This window comes from Bacillus sp. TCT6 (genome assembly GCF_056033845.1).
The window spans coordinates 942,650-960,886 of record NZ_JBVYHX010000001.1 but is presented as its reverse complement, the minus strand read 5'-3'; the positions used below and the strand labels follow the sequence as shown (position 1 = coordinate 960,886).

The 18,237-nt window shown below is 36.2% G+C and carries 20 protein-coding genes; 11 read left to right on the top strand and 9 right to left on the bottom strand.

Annotated features, from left to right (window positions below):
- Window positions 1–8 precede the first annotated feature (8 nt).
- The 4 genes from AC0ONG_RS04810 to AC0ONG_RS04795 form a co-directional block, all read right to left on the bottom strand.
- Window positions 9–689, bottom strand: coding sequence for a glycosyltransferase family protein (locus tag AC0ONG_RS04810; RefSeq protein ID WP_000651525.1), 681 nt, complete (start codon window positions 687–689; stop codon window positions 9–11).
- A gap of 14 nt (window positions 690–703) precedes the next feature.
- On the bottom strand, window positions 704–1,390 hold the full coding sequence (locus tag AC0ONG_RS04805) for a glycosyltransferase family protein (protein WP_001271181.1): 687 nt from the start codon (window positions 1,388–1,390) through the stop codon (window positions 704–706).
- Window positions 1,387–2,076: a class I SAM-dependent methyltransferase gene (locus AC0ONG_RS04800; RefSeq protein WP_001078435.1), complete on the bottom strand. Its 690-nt coding sequence runs from the start codon at window positions 2,074–2,076 to the stop codon at window positions 1,387–1,389. Before AC0ONG_RS04800 ends, AC0ONG_RS04805 begins: the two co-directional genes overlap by 4 nt.
- A gap of 211 nt (window positions 2,077–2,287) precedes the next feature.
- Entirely contained in the window at window positions 2,288–3,385 is a 1,098-nt protein-coding gene (locus AC0ONG_RS04795) for a glycosyltransferase (protein WP_000932911.1), read from the bottom strand.
- A 165-nt stretch (window positions 3,386–3,550) separates the two neighbouring features.
- On the opposite strand from AC0ONG_RS04795, the gene AC0ONG_RS04790 reads away from it, so the two are divergent.
- From AC0ONG_RS04790 to AC0ONG_RS04760, 7 genes are all read left to right on the top strand, one after another.
- Entirely contained in the window at window positions 3,551–4,396 is an 846-nt protein-coding gene (locus tag AC0ONG_RS04790; protein WP_106081467.1) for a BclA C-terminal domain-containing protein, read from the top strand.
- Between the two features lie 122 nt (window positions 4,397–4,518).
- Window positions 4,519–5,364 carry a TylF/MycF family methyltransferase gene (locus AC0ONG_RS04785; RefSeq protein ID WP_000444387.1) on the top strand — a complete coding sequence of 282 codons (846 nt, stop codon included), beginning with the start codon at window positions 4,519–4,521 and terminating at the stop codon, window positions 5,362–5,364.
- A 184-nt stretch (window positions 5,365–5,548) separates the two neighbouring features.
- Complete coding sequence (locus AC0ONG_RS04780) at window positions 5,549–6,301, top strand: class I SAM-dependent methyltransferase (protein WP_001292844.1); 753 nt, start codon at window positions 5,549–5,551, stop codon at window positions 6,299–6,301.
- Between the two features lie 13 nt (window positions 6,302–6,314).
- Complete coding sequence (locus AC0ONG_RS04775; protein ID WP_000135606.1) at window positions 6,315–7,241, top strand: glycosyltransferase family 2 protein; 927 nt, start codon at window positions 6,315–6,317, stop codon at window positions 7,239–7,241.
- A gap of 118 nt (window positions 7,242–7,359) precedes the next feature.
- Window positions 7,360–8,520, top strand: coding sequence for an FtsW/RodA/SpoVE family cell cycle protein (locus AC0ONG_RS04770; RefSeq protein ID WP_000655325.1), 1,161 nt, complete (start codon window positions 7,360–7,362; stop codon window positions 8,518–8,520).
- A 76-nt stretch (window positions 8,521–8,596) separates the two neighbouring features.
- Complete coding sequence (gene prpE / locus AC0ONG_RS04765; RefSeq protein ID WP_000872690.1) at window positions 8,597–9,337, top strand: bis(5'-nucleosyl)-tetraphosphatase PrpE; 741 nt, start codon at window positions 8,597–8,599, stop codon at window positions 9,335–9,337.
- A gap of 136 nt (window positions 9,338–9,473) precedes the next feature.
- Window positions 9,474–10,862 (top strand): peptidase G2 autoproteolytic cleavage domain-containing protein, encoded by a 1,389-nt coding sequence (locus AC0ONG_RS04760; RefSeq protein WP_016077970.1) that lies wholly within the window; start codon window positions 9,474–9,476, stop codon window positions 10,860–10,862.
- A gap of 48 nt (window positions 10,863–10,910) precedes the next feature.
- Here AC0ONG_RS04760 and AC0ONG_RS04755 read toward each other — a convergent pair whose 3' ends face one another.
- The 4 genes from AC0ONG_RS04755 to AC0ONG_RS04740 are packed head-to-tail and all read right to left on the bottom strand — an operon-like array spanning window position 10,911 to window position 13,675.
- The gene (locus AC0ONG_RS04755; RefSeq protein WP_001079127.1) at window positions 10,911–11,804 is read right to left on the bottom strand and encodes an RluA family pseudouridine synthase; all 894 of its coding nucleotides are present in this window, start codon (window positions 11,802–11,804) and stop codon (window positions 10,911–10,913) included.
- Between the two features lie 14 nt (window positions 11,805–11,818).
- Window positions 11,819–12,616 (bottom strand): NAD kinase, encoded by a 798-nt coding sequence (locus tag AC0ONG_RS04750; RefSeq protein WP_000673196.1) that lies wholly within the window; start codon window positions 12,614–12,616, stop codon window positions 11,819–11,821.
- Between the two features lie 18 nt (window positions 12,617–12,634).
- Window positions 12,635–13,273 (bottom strand): GTP diphosphokinase, encoded by a 639-nt coding sequence (yjbM, locus tag AC0ONG_RS04745; protein WP_001081485.1) that lies wholly within the window; start codon window positions 13,271–13,273, stop codon window positions 12,635–12,637.
- 30 nt (window positions 13,274–13,303) lie between these two features.
- Window positions 13,304–13,675 carry a UPF0738 family protein gene (locus AC0ONG_RS04740; RefSeq protein ID WP_001179996.1) on the bottom strand — a complete coding sequence of 124 codons (372 nt, stop codon included), beginning with the start codon at window positions 13,673–13,675 and terminating at the stop codon, window positions 13,304–13,306.
- A gap of 146 nt (window positions 13,676–13,821) precedes the next feature.
- Between AC0ONG_RS04740 and AC0ONG_RS04735 the strand changes: the two genes are divergently transcribed.
- The 4 genes from AC0ONG_RS04735 to AC0ONG_RS04720 all read left to right on the top strand — a co-directional run bounded on the left by AC0ONG_RS04735 (window position 13,822) and on the right by AC0ONG_RS04720 (window position 16,263).
- Window positions 13,822–14,400, top strand: a complete 579-nt coding sequence (locus AC0ONG_RS04735) for a CYTH domain-containing protein (protein ID WP_016077971.1) — start codon at window positions 13,822–13,824, stop codon at window positions 14,398–14,400.
- 168 nt (window positions 14,401–14,568) lie between these two features.
- A complete protein-coding gene (locus AC0ONG_RS04730; protein WP_000043386.1) occupies window positions 14,569–14,967 on the top strand; it encodes a globin domain-containing protein in 399 nt (132 codons plus the stop codon).
- Complete coding sequence (locus AC0ONG_RS04725; RefSeq protein WP_000360659.1) at window positions 14,967–15,860, top strand: ClpXP adapter SpxH family protein; 894 nt, start codon at window positions 14,967–14,969, stop codon at window positions 15,858–15,860. The genes AC0ONG_RS04730 and AC0ONG_RS04725 overlap by 1 nt, the downstream gene beginning before the upstream one ends.
- A 229-nt stretch (window positions 15,861–16,089) precedes the next feature.
- The gene (locus tag AC0ONG_RS04720) at window positions 16,090–16,263 is read left to right on the top strand and encodes a hypothetical protein (RefSeq protein ID WP_000750354.1); all 174 of its coding nucleotides are present in this window, start codon (window positions 16,090–16,092) and stop codon (window positions 16,261–16,263) included.
- Between the two features lie 131 nt (window positions 16,264–16,394).
- Here the strand turns inward: AC0ONG_RS04720 and pepF are convergent, their stop codons facing one another.
- Entirely contained in the window at window positions 16,395–18,221 is a 1,827-nt protein-coding gene (gene pepF / locus AC0ONG_RS04715) for an oligoendopeptidase F (protein WP_000003356.1), read from the bottom strand.
- Window positions 18,222–18,237: the final 16 nt, after the last annotated feature.

Here is an 18,237-nt window from a genome sequence, read left to right as displayed (position 1 = left end):
TCTCTCCTTTATGATGGAGATAATATATCTTTGTAATGTTCTATAAACACTTGCCGGTACTTCTCATATGTATCCGCATCAAACTCATCCCCGTTGTAATGAATACACCATAAATTTGCTTGATTTGGGATACCGATTAAATAACCAGCCCTTTGAAACTCTAAAGACTGTGACACATCATAAAAGTGAAACCCTTGAAACAAATCTTCTCGCCACGGAATATCATACTGCGTTGCCATGAATAAACCATCAATTGCCTGAACTGACAAAAATGGTTGATTACCATAAAAAACCTGATCTAAATTTAATAATTGATAATTCTGTCTTCTGTATTCAATCACTTTCCCTACTAAATTTTTTCCTTCCCACCATATCCCGTTATTCGGTAAAAACTGAGCCCCAGCGACTCCTATTAAACCAAGCTTTTCATTTTCTTTAAAAAGAGATATAAGTGTAGAAAACATGTCTCGATTAATAAGATATGTATCTTGATGTATATACACTTTGTATTTCGCTGGATATGAAAGGGCTCGGTTGTATGCACTTGCCATACTTTGTGCATCTCGTATCGGAAAAATTTGTACGACATAGCCAGGGGGAACAAAAATGTTTCTGATTTGGCTCTCACATTGTTTGAAAAGCTCTTCATTATTTACACAAACAACAACTAATATTGTATGATCTTTCATTTTTGTCCCCCCTTTTATTCTTCCTTATTTACCTCTGACATATAGTGTTCCACAAATATTTCCCGATACTTCTCATAGTTCGTCATATTCACATCAAAATGATAATGGATACACCAAGCATCGCGCTGTACAGGTACACCGACTGTATATCCTGCTTTTTTAAATTCAAATGATTGAGATACATCATAAAAGTCAAATCCGTCAAATAAGTCTTCTCGCCACGGAACATCATATTGTGTCGCCATTAATAAACCGTCAATACATTCTACAGGAATAAATGTTTTTGATTCGTGATACGGTTGTTCTAAACTTGCCATATAAAACAAATCATTCATATAACCAATGACCTTTCCTACAATTCCACGCCCTTCGTTCCATACACCAGTTGGAGGAACATATTGCGCTCCAACCATCCCAATCATACCAAGGTGTTCATGTTCCTCAAATAATTGAAGTAATCCGTATAAAAAAGCTCTATTTATAATAAAAACATCTTGATGTAAATACACTTTATACTTCGCTGGATGCGAAATGGCTTGATTGTATCCACTCGTCATACTTTTCGCATTTCGAATCGGCATAAATTGGACAATATACCCTGGTGGTACTAACAATTGCAATATATGTCGCACGCAGTTTGCATACAATTTCCGATCATTTATACATGTAACAAATAATATTGTTTTGTCTGCAGCACTCATAATTGTGATTTTTCAGCTTCAATAATATACTGAAATACAACTGTCTCAGCCATGAAGCCACTTCCAAGACGATATTTTTTACAAATTCCATATAACTCCTCAATAAGTGGTTCATACATTTTATGATCAACATATACACGATCTACTTTACTAATAACATATCCTGCTTTTAAAAACATTCTTAGCATTTCATTAAATGTAAAGAAACGAATATGTGTTTTATCTAATAAACCATATTCTGTATACGTCCAATTTCCGGCAAGTAAGGGAGCTAATACTGAAATATGAGCAACGTTTGGTATACTTGCTAAAATCACACCATTTTGCTTTATATATGGCTTAACCTTTTCAATCACAGCCCACGGATCAAATAAATGCTCTAATACATCTCCAAATAGGATGCAATCAAATTGCTCCTCCTCATAAGGAAGATCTATTTTTTCTATATCCCCTAAAATAACATGATCTAGTCTTTCTTTCGCTTTTTCTGCAGCCTCTGGAAATGCCTCGATTCCTGATACACGTGTACCATTTTCTTTAATCGCTGCTCCTAATGTACCGCTCGAGCAACCAATATCAAGAACTTCTTTCCATTCCTTTTTTATATGCTTTAATAAATTCGGATTCGCTGCATTATAATAATGCTCGGATTTTTCTTCATATAAAGAACTTTTTTCGCGATTCATTTCACACACTCCTTATGCAAATTGAATTAGAAATATAAATCTCATATGAATTCTATAAAGTGCAGATTTTGTTCATCCCCCACTGATTATTAGCCCGCAAATAGCTTTATAAAATTTTTTATCTATATTGGTTTCGTTACTGATACTCTAATATATAACCAATCTATTAGAGTTAGAATAACGATAAATCATTTCTAAAAAACGAAACCTATTACGCTTTATATGGTTTATCAAAAACTCCCCGAAAATATTTACGGTTATATTCAATTGCAGCATTATTCGGAACATAAGAAGCTGCTAATTCATTGTAATAATACGCTTTATCCTGCTCCCCTAACCTGCTATAACAAATACACATTTGTAAATAGGGTAGCCATGTGTAGCTAGCTGGACTATGAAAAGGACTTTCCGTTGCCATTGGTACTTCCGTTGCAAGTTTAAACCAAAATATCGCTTCATTATATTTTTCTTGTTCCATATATATATATCCTATTCTTGTACAATTCTCTCCTCTAGGGACGTCATACCGAAACGACTTCACACAAGATTCGATTGCCTTCTCCCACATTCCGAGCTTCGCATAGCAATCTCCTAACTTACCACATGCATAAATTTTCTCTTCATACCATCCTTCGTCTTGATTAAGAAATGTTTCATAAAGAAGAACTGCATCATCATATTTTTGGTTATCCATAGATTCATTTGCGTAATAAAATAAATCCCTCGAACTCAATTCTTCCCCTGCTGCTACAGTATTTTGAAAAATTTTCAAATTACGATTTGTTACTTTTTTTTCTTTTTTATGTGTAATAGCAACTTTACTACTAAAAGTCTCACCAGCAATAGCTAAATACTCATGAACCTTTCCAAACCATTGAAATTGTTTTTCACGCTTTACAAGTCGATTTCTTTTTGTACAATATAAAGGTTTCCCGTTAGAATCCATCGCAAGATGATAAGGCATCGAAACAGCATCAAATTTAGGATCTAATTCTATTTTTAAGAGTTTCAATGCTTCTTGGGCATCTTCTAATAATACGTCATCTGCATCTAGCCACAATATATACTCTTGCGTCGCTTTTGAAAAAGAAAAATTTCTTGCTGCCGCAAAATCATCAATCCACTGGAAATCATATATGTTAGAAGTGTATTTCTCTACGATTTCTTTCGTTCGATCGACGGAACCTGTATCCACTACTATAATTTCATCCACAATTTTCTCAACTGTCTCTAAACAACGGGCTATTGTCTCCTCCTCATCTCGAACAATCATACATAAACTAATTGTAATTCCTTGCTTGTTCAACATAATCACCCTCTTCCAAATCAATCATATGTTATACATATACTAAACTTTCCATTTTTTTTAATTGTTCAAGTAGTTTAAGATTTCTTTTCAATAATTCAAATGTCCGTGTCATTTTCTTTCGGTTTTGCATCTACTATATAATGAACGCTTTATGGAGGTGAATTTATGTCAAATAATAATTATTCAAATGGATTAAATCCCGATGAATCTTTATCAGCTAGTGCATTTGACCCTAATCTTGTAGGACCAACATTACCACCGATACCACCGTTTACCCTTCCAACTGGGCCTACCGGGCCTACTGGACCTACCGGACCTACCGGGCCTACTGTACCTACGGGGCCTACCGGACCTACTGGACCTACCGGGCCTACTGGACCTACTGGCGGAGGAACTGGAATAACTGGACCTACCGGGCCTACTGGTGACACTGGGGCTACTGGACCTACCGGGCCTACTGGTGACACTGGGGCTACTGGACTTACGGGGCCTACTGGTGACACTGGGGCTACTGGACCTACCGGGCCTACTGGTGACACTGGGGCTACCGGACCTACGGGAGCTACTGGACCTACGGGGGCTACTGGACCGACTGGACCATCCGGATTAGGACTTCCAGCAGGATTATATGCATTTAACTCCGGTGGGATTTCTTTAGATCTAGGAATTAATGATCCAGTACCATTTAATACTGTTGGATCTCAGTTTGGTACAGCAATTTCTCAATTAGATGCTGATACTTTCGTAATTAGTGAAACTGGATTCTATAAAATTACTGTTATCGCTAATACTGCAACAGTAAGCTTATTAGGAGGTCTTACAATCCAAGTGAATGGAGTACCTGTACCAGGTACTGGATCAAGTTTAATCTCACTTGGAGCACCTATCGTTATTCAAGCAATTACGCAAATTACGACAACTCCATCATTGGTTGAAGTAATTGTTACAGGACTTGGGCTATCATTAGCTCTTGGTACGAGTGCATCCATTATTATTGAAAAAGTTGCTTAATTTTTTACTTAGCAGTAAAACTGATATCAGTTTTACTGCTTTTTCAATTTCAAATTCAATCATGAAACATTCGTTAGCTACATAATCATATTGTTGTATGACATTTTGCAGGAGGCACAAATATGGAAAGTAAATCTGCTGTTCAGCTTTATCTCGAATTGCTAAAGAAAACAATTTTATTTGAAATATGGTTGGAATATGAGGCATACTTACCCGCATCTCTACATATTTCGAAAGAACTAGAATTCGAACCCGTTACAGTCCCCCTCCCTTTATTCATTAAGCAATATGCCGAAAACCATAACTTAAAAATTGTAAAACCAAATGTTTCAAAAAGTGAACGTCATGATGGAATGGATTGGCCAAGAGCAGCACATAGCATGATTGGTCGAGAACGTATGAACCAATTACAAGAGGCAATGGAAACCGTTGTTCGTGAAAATATAGAGGGAGATTTTATTGAAACAGGTGTATGGCGCGGAGGATCATGCATTTTTATGAATGGTTTTTTACAAGCAAACAACATTACGAATCGTACTGTGTGGGTCGCAGATTCATTTGAAGGTTTGCCAGCACCGAATCTAGAACAATATCCAAAAGATTACGGTGATTATTTACACACATTCGATTACTTACGCGTCTCTTTAGAACAAGTACAAGAGAATTTTAAAAAATATGATTTACTAAATGATCAAGTGAAATTTTTAAAAGGTTGGTTTAAAGATACTTTACCAACAGCACCAATTGAAAAAATAGCAATTGCACGGCTTGATGGTGATATGTACGAATCCACCATGGATGGTCTCATGAACTTATATGATAAAGTTTCTAAAGGTGGCTATATAATTATCGATGACTACGGGCTACCGCCATGCGCTGAGGCTGTGACAGACTTTAGAAAGCAACGAAATTTAAAAGCCCCTATTACTAAAATTGATGTATTTGGCGTTTATTGGAGAAAAGAATAAACAAGATTTAATCTATAGGAGATTCCATTTTCACTCATTCTTCTCTCACTTCTAATCCAATTAAGTATTTCTTTTGTGGAATCTCCTTACATATAACAATTGTTTTCCTTTGTTCTCTCACTACAAATTGAAAATTTTATTAATAGAGTGACTGCATATTCTCACACAAGAAAGGGGTATACTCATGAGCGAACTTAACAAAGAAATGACTTTACTCCCCCCTCCTGAACTCGTCCAATATGTAGGTGGCGACTTCAAAAAGGTTGGAAAAGAGTTCCTAAAGCATTTTATTCAAATTGGCGCTTTAAAATCAAATGAAAAAGTATTAGATGTAGGCTGCGGCGTCGGCCGAATGGCTGTACCATTAATGAATTACTTAAATGATGATGGAGCATATTATGGATTTGATTTGTTTAAAGATGGAATTACTTGGTGTCAAAATAACATTTCAACTATGCGTAATAATTTTCACTTTGAACATGTTGACATATACAATCAATTCTATAATCCAGAAGGAAAAGAAGATGCCTCTCAATATCGTTTTCCCTATGAAGACGGAACATTCGATTTTATCTTTTTAACTTCTGTATTTACACATCTTCTTCCAAAAGAATTAGAACATTACGTATCTGAAATTGTACGTGTATTAAAAAAAGACGGGAGATGTTTCATTACATTCTTTCTAATAAATCCTGAATCGTCCTATTATTTAAATGCAGGACAAAGTACATTAGGTTTTTATCATCGAATTGAAAATTGCTACGTTGTAAATAAAGATATTCCCAATTTTGCAGTTGCTTATCCTGAGACAGATATTTGCAATCTATTGAATAAGTATGGTCTAGAAATAATCAATAAGCCACATTATGGTTTATGGTGCGGCAGACCAGAATATACAAGTTACCAAGATATTGTTCTTACAAAAAAAAGCTTCTGAAAGGAAGTTATGTATGGCGAGTGAAAAAAATCTACCTCTCGTTTCTATCCTTATTCCCACTTATAATCGACCCCATTATTTCAAAATCGCTCTAGAAAGTGCATTGGCACAAACTTATTCAAATATTGAAATCATCATCGGAGATGATAGTACAAATGATGAAACAGCAACTCTAATCCATGAACAATACTTACCAAATTATAAAAATATAACATACATTCGAAATATCTCTACTCTAGGACAATTTCACAATGACCTTATGCTCATAGAAAAATCAAATGGTGAGTATATAAATTTTTTAATGGACGATGACGTGTTTTATAAGCATAAAATACAAAAAATGATGGCCTATTTTGAGCAAGATTCCAATAAAGATCTTGCTCTTGTTACTTCTTATCGAGTACGTATTGATGATCATGGAAATCTAATCGGCGATGCCCATCCAACACAAAAGTTATATAGCGAAGATACCCCATTAAACGGAATATTTTTAGGCGACTGGATGCTAAAGGCCGGCCACAACATTATCGGCGAACCTACAACTACTTTGTTTCGAAAGAACTTGCTCACTGAACCTTTTGGCACCCTTAAAGAGCGACAATATTCTTGTAGTGTTGATATGGCCTCATGGATTTCTTTACTTTCTAAAGGAAATGCAATATACATTTCTGAGCCTTTAAGTCAATTTCGCTACCATGCTGGACAACAAATACACAATAAACTACTTCAAGGTTGCGAAGATTTCACACACCTCGTTATAACAGCAAAAGAATATGGATTTTTACAAAATACTATAGACTATAGAACAGCTCTACTTAGTGCTTACAAATGGTGTAAAAGTTCCTTAAAATACTACCTTCATCAACTAGATATTTTTCCTGACGCACATGTACGTCTTGCCCATTGTTTGGATATAATTATTAAAGAGTTAAACAATTAAACTACTCTGCAAAATCAAAAGTGTATGGACTATATGTGAATCATTCGTATAGTTCATACATTCTTTCTCATACTATAAAATCCATTACTATAAAGAGCAGTAGAAAGGAATACCTACATTGAAAGATTCAAATTCTCAATATCAAATAGACTACGTATTACTATTTATTTTATTTGCCATTGGGATTGTTAGTTGTTGTGCTATTGCAAGTGCGCAAGCCTCCTTACCGCCATTTTTACAAAACGTCAATTTTGTACTCAAGCAAATCCAATGGTACTTCATTGGATTTATAGCCATTGGTGTTATTATGATTATCGATTTCGATCGTTATCAAAAAATTGCTTGGTATTTGTATAGCTTTGCAATGGTACTACTTATTGGACTAGAACTTCAAGTACCAGGTGCCGTTACAATTAAAGGCGCTACCGCTTGGTACAGGCTCCCAGGCATCGGAAATTTTCAGCCTTCTGAAATTATGAAATTGTTTTTAATTATCGTCATTGGACGAATTATAGCAAATCATAATGAGAAATATTTTTCCCAAACAATGCGTGACGATTTTTTATTACTTGGAAAAATATTTGCGACAAGCTTGCCACCACTACTACTTATTGCAAAAGAACCAGATTTAGGAAACACAATGGTCATTTCAGCGATGCTTGCAGCAATGATACTAGTTTCTGGCATACGATGGCGTTTTATTTTCGGATTAGTTTCAGGTACTTTCGTGGCTGGATCTACATTAATATATATTTTTTTTACTCACACAGATTTCTTTAAAGCACACATTTTAAAAGAATATCAATTAAATCGCTTCTACGGATGGTTGGCACCTTACAAATATGATGCGCAAGGCTATCAATTAAGACAAGCATTCTTAGCGACTGGATCCGGAGAAATGCAAGGAAAGGGGTGGGAAAATGGACAAGTATATTTTCCAGAACCACATACAGATTTTATTTTCACTAATGTCGCTGAACAATTTGGATTTCTAGGTGCAAGTGTCATTATTTCACTTTTTTTCTTACTCATTTTTCGAATGATTCATATCGCTTTAGAAAGTAATGACCCTTTCGGTAGTTACATTTGCGCTGGTACAATCGGAATGTTTACTTTCCAAGTATTCCAAAATATCGGGATGACAATCGGATTACTTCCCATTACAGGGATAACATTACCTCTTATGAGCTACGGAGGAAGTTCACTGCTTACATACATGATTGCGATTGGATTCATTTTAAATATTCGCTCAAGAACGAAAAGCTTTATGTTTAAATGAACAACACAAAAACGCTATATTTTTATCTCTATCCTTTTTTAGATATACTAATGAAAAATACGATGGAGGTTTAAATATGAAATATGACATTATAGGAGATATTCATGGATGCTTCCAAGAGTTTCAAAATTTAACAGAGAAGCTAGGGTATAACTGGAGTAGCGGTCTACCGATCCACCCTGAACAACGTAAACTTGCATTCGTTGGTGATATTACAGACCGTGGTCCTCATTCATTACGTATGATCGAAATTGTATGGGAACTTGTCATACATAAAAAAGAAGCTTATTACGCTCCTGGAAATCACTGTAATAAACTATATCGATTTTTCCTTGGACGTAATGTAACAATCGCTCACGGACTTGAAACAACTGTCGCTGAATATGAGGCACTTCCTTCTCATAAGCAAAACATTATAAAAGAAAAGTTTATCACTCTTTATGAACAATCACCACTCTACCACATACTAGATGAAAAAAAAGTAATCGTATGTCACGCTGGGATTCGGCAAGATTACATAGGAAGACGAGATAAAAAAGTACAAACCTTTGTATTATATGGTGATATTACAGGAGAAAAGCATGCCGATGGCTCACCTGTCCGTCGCGATTGGGCGCAAGAATACAAGGGGCAAGCTTGGATTGTATATGGACATACACCAGTAAAAGAACCTCGATTCGTCAATCAGACAGTCAATATTGATACTGGTGCTGTATTTGGTGGCAAATTAACCGGATTACGTTATCCTGAAATGGAGACTATCTCTGTCCCTTCTTCTTTACCTTTTGTCGCTGAGAAGTTCCGTCCAATTTCATAACTACCTTACTTAGCGAGAGATTACCGTATTATTTAGGCAGATCTCATATAAAACTAGGTAAAGTAATTAAAAAAAGATGCAATAAAGTGCATCTTTTTTTAATTACTTTACATATAATGTCGCAGGAGGTGACAGAATGAAGAAAAAATCTTCTAAACAAAAAAGAAAATTTCCCCCTTTATATCTGCCCATGTACGGAATTAACAACTGGTGTAGCATTCGGGCTGCAGCCATAGAAGAACTAGAAGAACAAGAGTCATCAAAAAAAAGCAAAGTAAAACCAACATATGTCTCTTTAGAAAATGCTGTGATGAACCACATAATCGATCGCAGAAAAATAAAGATGCAACAAAAAAATAAACAGCTCTCAAATCAAGATGAACAGGTACTACGTTCTAACCAAACAGAAGAAACGGCGGAAGAAAATAATTCTGTAGCAATAAATAAAAAAGTGGAACCAGAAATTCCAGCTGCTATTATAAACAAAGTAAAAAAAATAAAAGAAGCATTAGCTTCATCGAATGATATACAAACTGAAAAACCACTCATAATTGAGACACCTACACCTGAAAATACAAAAGTTAAAAGGGGCGGCCGATATGCATATGCGGAGGGGCTTCACTCTCATGCGGAGGGCATGGCAGCACATGCGGAAGGCTTATTAACACACGCAAAAGGTTCTTTCTCTCATGCAGAAGGATCCAACTCAAAAGCAACTGGACATAGTTCGCATAGTGAGGGAAGTGAAACGACAGCAGGCGGTGCTTATTCTCATGCGGAGGGTAAACAGACGACTGCTTTAGGCGAAGCAGCACACGCAGAAGGAACCGCAACTATCGCTAACGGCTCCTCTTCTCATGCGGAAGGTCATCATACATCAACAGCTCATTTTGCAGGTAGCCATATTATGGGGCGCTTCGGCACTGCAGAAGAAGCTTATTCCTGGTTTATTGCAAATGGTGCAAACGACACCGACCATAATATCGGTGCTAAATGGCTTGCCCATAATGGAGAAATGTATATTGAGGGCGCGTCTTACAATGCAAGCGGAACGGATTTTGCACAAATGTTTGAAACAGAAGGTCATAAACCTATTGATGTCGGTTATTTCGTTACATTTAGTAGCGAAGAAAAAATTCGGATAGCTACTTCACACGATTCGTTCATTTTAGGAATATCTAGTGCAACTCCTGCACTTATAGGAAATAGCGGGGCTTTAAGTTGGCAAAAACGCTATAAAACAGACAACTTTGGAAAACGCCAATATGTATGGACGGAATCAGAAGAAATACAACCTCTTTTAAATACAGAATGGGATCCAGCTTGCAAATATGTAGCAAGAAAAGATCGCGCCGAGTGGCTTCCTGTCGGATTAATTGGGCAAATGTTAGTACGTGATGACGGCACTTGCGAAACGCATGGATATTGTCGTCCAAATGACAATGGCATTGCTACAAAAGCCGAAAGTGGATTTTTCGTTATAAAGCGTACGCGTGAAAACCAAATTTTAATATTATTCCGCTAAGAAAAAAGGGAACAAAATTCTTTATAACATAAGAATTTTGTTCCCTTTTTAAGCATTCCTAAGTAACTCTTGCATATCGCTTGGAATCTTTATAGTGAAAGACATTTCTTTCTCTAAAATAGGATGATAAAACGTCAAAGATTTACTATGAAGTGCTTGCCGTTTCATTTCATCCCTTCTTCCTCCATATAAGTTATCACCAAGTAATGGATGTCCTATATGAGCCATATGCACACGAATTTGATGCGTTCTTCCTGTCTCAAGCTCCAGCGCTACATGTGTCTTATGATATGTACTATCAATTACTTTAAAATGAGTAACTGCCCTTTGTCCATCCTCACAAACCGTTCGCTCAATAATGCTATCAGATTTCCGACCAATTGGTGCATCAATCATTCCTTCTCGTTCTACCATCTCACCGTGAACAATTGCTTCATACGTTCGTTTCACAGCTTTTTGTTGATGCTGCTTCGATAAAAGATGATGCACGAAACGATTTTTTGCAATAAGCATAAGCCCTGAAGTATCACGATCTAACCGTGTTACAATGTGTACTGTACTTGCAAGATGCTGCTTATCATAATGAGATAAAAGCGCATTGGCAACACTCCCTGTCGGATGTTCCCTAGATGGAATCGTTGACATGTTCGCCTCTTTATTAATGATAAGAACCGCATCATCTTCATATACAATGCATAAAGGGATATCTTCTGCAATCATCCCTTCACTTCTTTCCTCCACTGGAAAAAAGATGCGTAATTCTTCACTAGCGCGCAACTGATGACGAACACTCGCATGTTGACCATTTACTTCAATTGCCCCGCCGTGAAACTTTATATCCGTTAAAGCGGCTTTAGAAATACCTTTCGTTTTCAAAAATTCCCTAACTAAAGTACTCTCTTCAGCCAGTCCTATATCCCATTTCAATGTAAATCTGTTCAAATTTATAACCCTTTCTATTTATCTGCAACAAACGAGTCACGAACTCGTTTCCAGAACGGGAACGGGCGGAAACGAACAAATCGTACTTTCTCGTTTGCGACGCGATACTGGATTGATTTCACATCTTGATGAACCATCGTTAAATGATCCACTGTAATTTGTAAGTTCATTCCTGCAGCTGGCTTTAACACACATGTATGGTGCTTCGGCAATACGAGTGGCGATCCCACAGTACGAAACACACGATTGTTAATGGATGCCATTTCTGCAATTTGAATCGCTTCAATAGAAGGGTGAATAATTGCTCCGCCAAGCGCTTTATTATATGCAGTACTTCCTGAAGGAGTAGAAATACAAAGGCCGTCCCCGCGGAATGTTTCAAAATATTCTCCGCGTATTTCTACTTCTGTTACTAATGTACCTTCTGCACTTTTTACAGTCGCCTCATTCATCGCCAAATACTGTGACTCTTTACTTCCATTCACATAGCGAATAATCACTTCTAAAAGCGGATATTCCACCACTTGGAATGGTGTTTTCGCAATCGCAATTACTAATTTCTCTACTTCTGTCGGTAACCAATCTGCATAGAAACCTAAATGTCCTGTATGTACACCAACAAATGCTGTTTCATCCAATCGATTATAATAACGATGAAACGCATATAAAAGCGTTCCATCTCCCCCAACAGAAATTACAATATCGGGTTCTTTTTCATCCATTGTAAATCCAAAATCTAACAAGTACTCTTTCATCGTGCTTGCCAGTGTATCTGATGATTGATCTCCCTTTGACATAATTGTAAATTTCATCGCCCAACACCCTTTAGTTTATGATTCGGAATCTTTCGTTTCTTGCTTTCTTGAAAAAGCCTTCTGCGCTTCTTGAATCTCAAGACGAATAGAAGACATTTCTTCATCTAATAAAAACGCCGCTTCCGCTGCACGTTGCAAGCGTATTTTAATATCTTCAGGAAAACGTCCACTATATTTATAATTTAAAGAATGCTCAATTGTTGCCCAAAAGTTCATTGCTAACGTGCGTATTTGGATTTCTACCAATACTTTTTTTTCTCCCTGAATCGTTTGAACGGGGTAACTAATGACAACGTGATAAGAGCGATAGCCGCTATCTTTCTTTTGCGTGACATAATCACGTTCTTCCACGATTTCAAAGTCATTTCGTTTTCGAAGATATTCTACAACAGGCTTAATCTCATCAACAAATTGACACATCATTCGAAGGCCCGCGATGTCTTGCATATCTTCTCTCAGCCGATCTAGCGGTACATTTCTCTTCTCCGCTTTATCAATAATACTAGGAACCGACTTTACCCTTCCTGTTACAAACTCAATTGGAGAATGCTCTGTCAACATTGCAAATTGAGTACGCATTCCTTTTAGTTTCACTTTCAGCTCTGCCACCGCTTGATGGTAAGGTGCTAAAAATTCTTCCCAATTTCGATTCATTTCAACCACCACCAAAATCAATCCATTTGCTTATAGAAATACTTTTTCTACAGCAGTTACTAGTTCTTCTCCGTAATTTGCATTACCTTCAATATTTTCAACTAAATATTCTACTTCTTCTTTTAAATTTTCTAATTCCATTTCAACGTCATTCACACGAACGAACATTACTATATCGTTATTCATCGCTTCATGCATTGCTTCCCAGCATGTGTGCGGAATACTTACATAAATGAAAGATGATTCGTTTTCTAATATATATAAAAATGATAAATTGTCTGAGTCTACAAGTACGTGATTACGCGCACTTAACTCCTTTACCTCTATTTCATTATTTTCCGCACAAAAAATAAGCGCATTCTCTCTCTTTTCTACGCTCTTAACTTGAATTTTATTTTGCATGCTCTAACTCCTCCATCTCAACTTCCTGTCTTACTTAACAGTATTATTGTATCATAACATGGACGCAAACAAATAAAACATTGAACCAAATTTATGAAAAAGCGATAATGTGTAAAGAATTATTTTTTAAAAGGAGCGCGCATACAATGACACAAGAAATTGAAATTGAATTTAAAAATATTGTTACAGAAGAAGAATTCGATACATTATGTAAATCATTCTCTATTGAAGCATTTACGAAACAGGTGAATCACTACTTTGAAACACCGGGCTTCTCGTTAAAAGAAGCCGGCTCTGCACTTCGTATTCGTCATAAAGGAGAAACTTATACATTAACATTGAAACAACCTGCAGAAGTCGGCTTGTTAGAAACGCATCAAGTCGTAACAGAAGACGAAGCAAGAATGATGATGGAAACAAACGTAATCATTCCAGGGGCTGTAATGGATCAACTACACAAATTACAAATTCCTGTTTCCACTTTAACTTATATGGGTAGTTTAACAACTGAAAGAGCCGAAGCATTATTTAAAGGCGGAACGCTTGTCTTTGATCATAGTTTCTATTACAATCACGATGATTATGAAATTGAATTTGAAGTGCAAGATGAAGAAACAGGAAAAGCTGCATTTATTCATTTATTAACGCAACATAACATACCTGTTCGTCATACAAATAACAAAGTAAAACGCTTTTTCCTTGCCAAACAAAACAAAGCACGCTAAAGTGAAAATTCCACTAGTGAATATGTTTCACTAGTGGATACATCTTACTAAAAAAGTTTACACCCGTAGAATAAGCAAAGAATGTTTGAGAAGGCTGTTTATTTGCCCTCTCGAACATTCCATTGCTACAATAGATATACATTTCATGGAAAAAGGAGTTTATAAAGGATGAGCAAGCAACCGATGACACCATTTGAAGCAATTGGCGGTGAACAATGCATTGCAATATTAGTAGATACATTTTATTCCTATGTCAGTAAACACCCTGACTTATCTCCCATCTTCCCGGAAGATTTAACAGAAACCGCTAGGAAGCAGAAGCAATTTCTAACACAATATTTAGGTGGTCCTAATTTGTACACTGAAGAACATGGTCATCCTATGTTAAGGGCACGCCATCTTCCGTTTGAGATTACTCCAAAACGAGCAGAGGCTTGGCTATCATGTATGGAGCAAGCAATGGATGATACTGGAGTGCATGGTCATATAAGAGAGTTTGTTTTTGAACGTTTAGCATTAACCGCTCAGCATATGGTTAATACTCCAAACGAAACAGGTGAAGTGTAATGGATAAGCAGGAAGCAAAGCATATAAATATGCCATCTCCTTCCGCATGCGAGCATAAGTCTGTAGAAGCATATTTATTTATTGATCCACTTTGTAAAGATTGCTGGGAAATTGAGCCTTTTATTATTAAACTATGGCTTGAATACGGGAAATACTTCTCTATTCGTCATATCGTAACAGGAAAAGTGGATGGAACGAACGCTTCCTCACACAAATGGAATAAACCTGCTAATATTCGATTTGTGTGGGAAAAGACAACAAGTTTACAAGGTTTTTCATGTGATGGAAAGGTACATATGCAAGAAGCATCGTCAACACCATATTTAGTTTCGATGGCAATTAAGGCGGCGGAGTTGCAAGGCCGAAAAGCAGGTTCGAAGTTTTTGCGAAAACTCCAAGAATACATTTTCCTTGAAAATGTATCAACCCCTGACTGCGAACTATTACTTGCATGTGCGAAAGATAGCAATATTGATGTAGAAGAATTTAAAAAAGATCTACATTCTGCTAGTGCAAAAAAAGCTTTCCAATGTGACTTGAAATTCACGAATGAGATGCATATTACAGAAATACCCTCCCTCGTCTTTTTTCATGCGAACTCAGATGAAGAAGGTATTAAAATTGCTGGAAATTATTCCTACGATGTATACGTACAATTATTGAAAGAACTTGTAAAATGTGAAATTGAGCCAGAACCATTACCACCTTTAGAAGCATTACTAGAAGCAACACAATTTATATCTTCAAAAGAAGTAGCATTTATTTATGACTGTCCGCAGCAAGAAATTGAGCGCGAACTTAAAAAATTACAACTGAAACGAAAAGTACAAATGATTGAAGTAAAATGCGAACGTTATTGGAAATGGATAGCAAAAGAAAAAGACCTGGTGTAAACACCAGGTCTTTTTCTTTACGGCTTATAAAAATATTAAAGGGGATGGGAGAAATTTTCACGTTCAAACAAAGGGGTATATGTTTGTATGTGAATTCGTTCACGCTTATTATATTACAAGATTCGACGCCAGATGACAACCCCTTTTGTCGAAATTCACACTTTTGTCACATTCTAAACGTTTTCATTTTTGAATAAGCTATAAAAAAGGTCATTTAGGGGGGTTATTTATGAAAAAATCTTATATTGCTCTTCTCTTTCTAGCTGTCATCGTTTCTTTTTTCTTGTACATCCTCTCTCTACTACAAGCTTTTCCTAAAATTATTGCCTTACCTCTTTTATTTGGAATCATCGTTATCACTCTCTCTTATTTCAATCATAAAAAAAGATTCAAAGGGTTTTAATTTCAAAAATCAGCTGTAAAACTATCCTTTCAGTTAGAAAAACAAAGAAATTCACCTTATTTTTTCGACAAATATCGACATTGAATTTATTCAACAAAAAAGACGAGGATACAATCTCTCGTCTTTTTTCATTACTTTTCTTCAAATAATAATGCTTCTAATTCATTTAATTTCTCTTCAAATACTTGTAGTGCCTCTTTTACTGGTTCAGGAGATGCCATATCTACTCCTGCTTTTTTCAGCACTTCAATTGGATAATCAGAGCTTCCTGCTTTTAAGAATTCGTTAATATAACGTTCTACTGCTGGTTGTCCTTCTTCTAAAATCTGTTTAGATAGAGCTGTCGCTGCACTAAATCCTGTTGCGTATTGATATACGTAATAGTTGTAGTAGAAGTGCGGAATACGAGACCATTCTAAACCAATCTCTTCGTCGATTACTAAAGCGTCACCGAAATATTTCTTATTTAAATCGTAGTAGATTTCCGTTAGCATGTCTGGCGTAACAGCATGTCCTTCTTGTACTTTCTTATGAATAATATGTTCAAACTCTGCAAACATCGTTTGACGGAATACAGTACCACGGAACCCTTCTAAATAATGATTTAATAAATATAGACGCTCTTTCTTATCTTCTGTCGTTTTTAATAAATAATCATTTAGAAGCGCTTCATTACAAGTTGATGCCACTTCTGCTACGAAGATGGAATAATCACCATATACGTGCGGTTGTGTTTTTCTTGTATAGTAACTATGCACCGAATGACCAAATTCATGAGCAAGTGTAAATAAATTATTTACATTATCATGCCAGTTCATTAAAATATACGGATTTGTTCCATATGCACCAGATGAATATGCCCCGCTTCGTTTTCCTTTATTCTCATACACATCTACCCAGCGATTTTCATATGCTTCTTTCAAAATATCAACATATTCATCACCAAGTACGTTTAAAGATTTTAATAAAAGGTCTTGCGCTTCTTCGTATTTCACATTCATTTTCACTTCTGGTACAAGTGGTGTATATAAATCATACATGTGAAGCTCATCAAGTCCTAATGCACGCTTACGAATATCGATGTAACGGTGTAATAAATGTAAGTTGTCATTTACCGTTTCAACAAGTTGATCATATACTGCTTCCGGAATATTATTATTGCTTAGTGCAGCTTGGCGAGCAGAATCATATTTACGAACACGCGCATTGAAATTATTACGTTTTACTGCTCCGCTTAACGTACTTGCGAATGTATTTTTAAATTTCCCGTACGTTTCATATACAGCTTTAAATGCATCTTCGCGAACACGGCCATCATCACTTTCTAAAAACTGAATGTAACGACCATGTGTAATTTCTATTTCTTCTCCGTCTTCACCTTTAATAGATGGGAATTTTAAATCCGCGTTATTCAACATACCAAATGTATTGCTTGATGAACTCATTACTTCAGATGCTTCCGCTAATAAAGCCTCCTCAGCTTCTGATAATACGTGCGGGCGTTGACGTGTAATTTCTTCTAATGCATGTTCATATACACTTAAATCTCTATTTTCCTTCAAGAATGTTTGCAGTGTATCTTCTGAAACCGACAAAATTTCAGGTACAATATACGCTGTGCTACTAGATACTTGTGAATATAAATTTGTTGCGCGATCATTTAATGCTTGATATACAGAGTTTGTTGTATCTTGATCGTAACGCATATGAGCATATGTATATAGCTTACCTAATCGCATTGAAATTTCGTCTTCATATTGCAATGCCTCAAGCAAATTGTCCGCAGAGTCACCAAGTTTCCCTTTAAATTCAGTTAACTTCGGTAATAGCTCTTTAATAGCTTGGAATTCTTTTTCCCATTCTGCATCTGTTTGGAAAATATCTTCTAATCGCCACGTACTTGCTTCTTCAATCTCATTGCGATCTGGTAATGTTTTCGCTTTGTTTTGTTCAGACATTCTTTAAGCCCTCCTT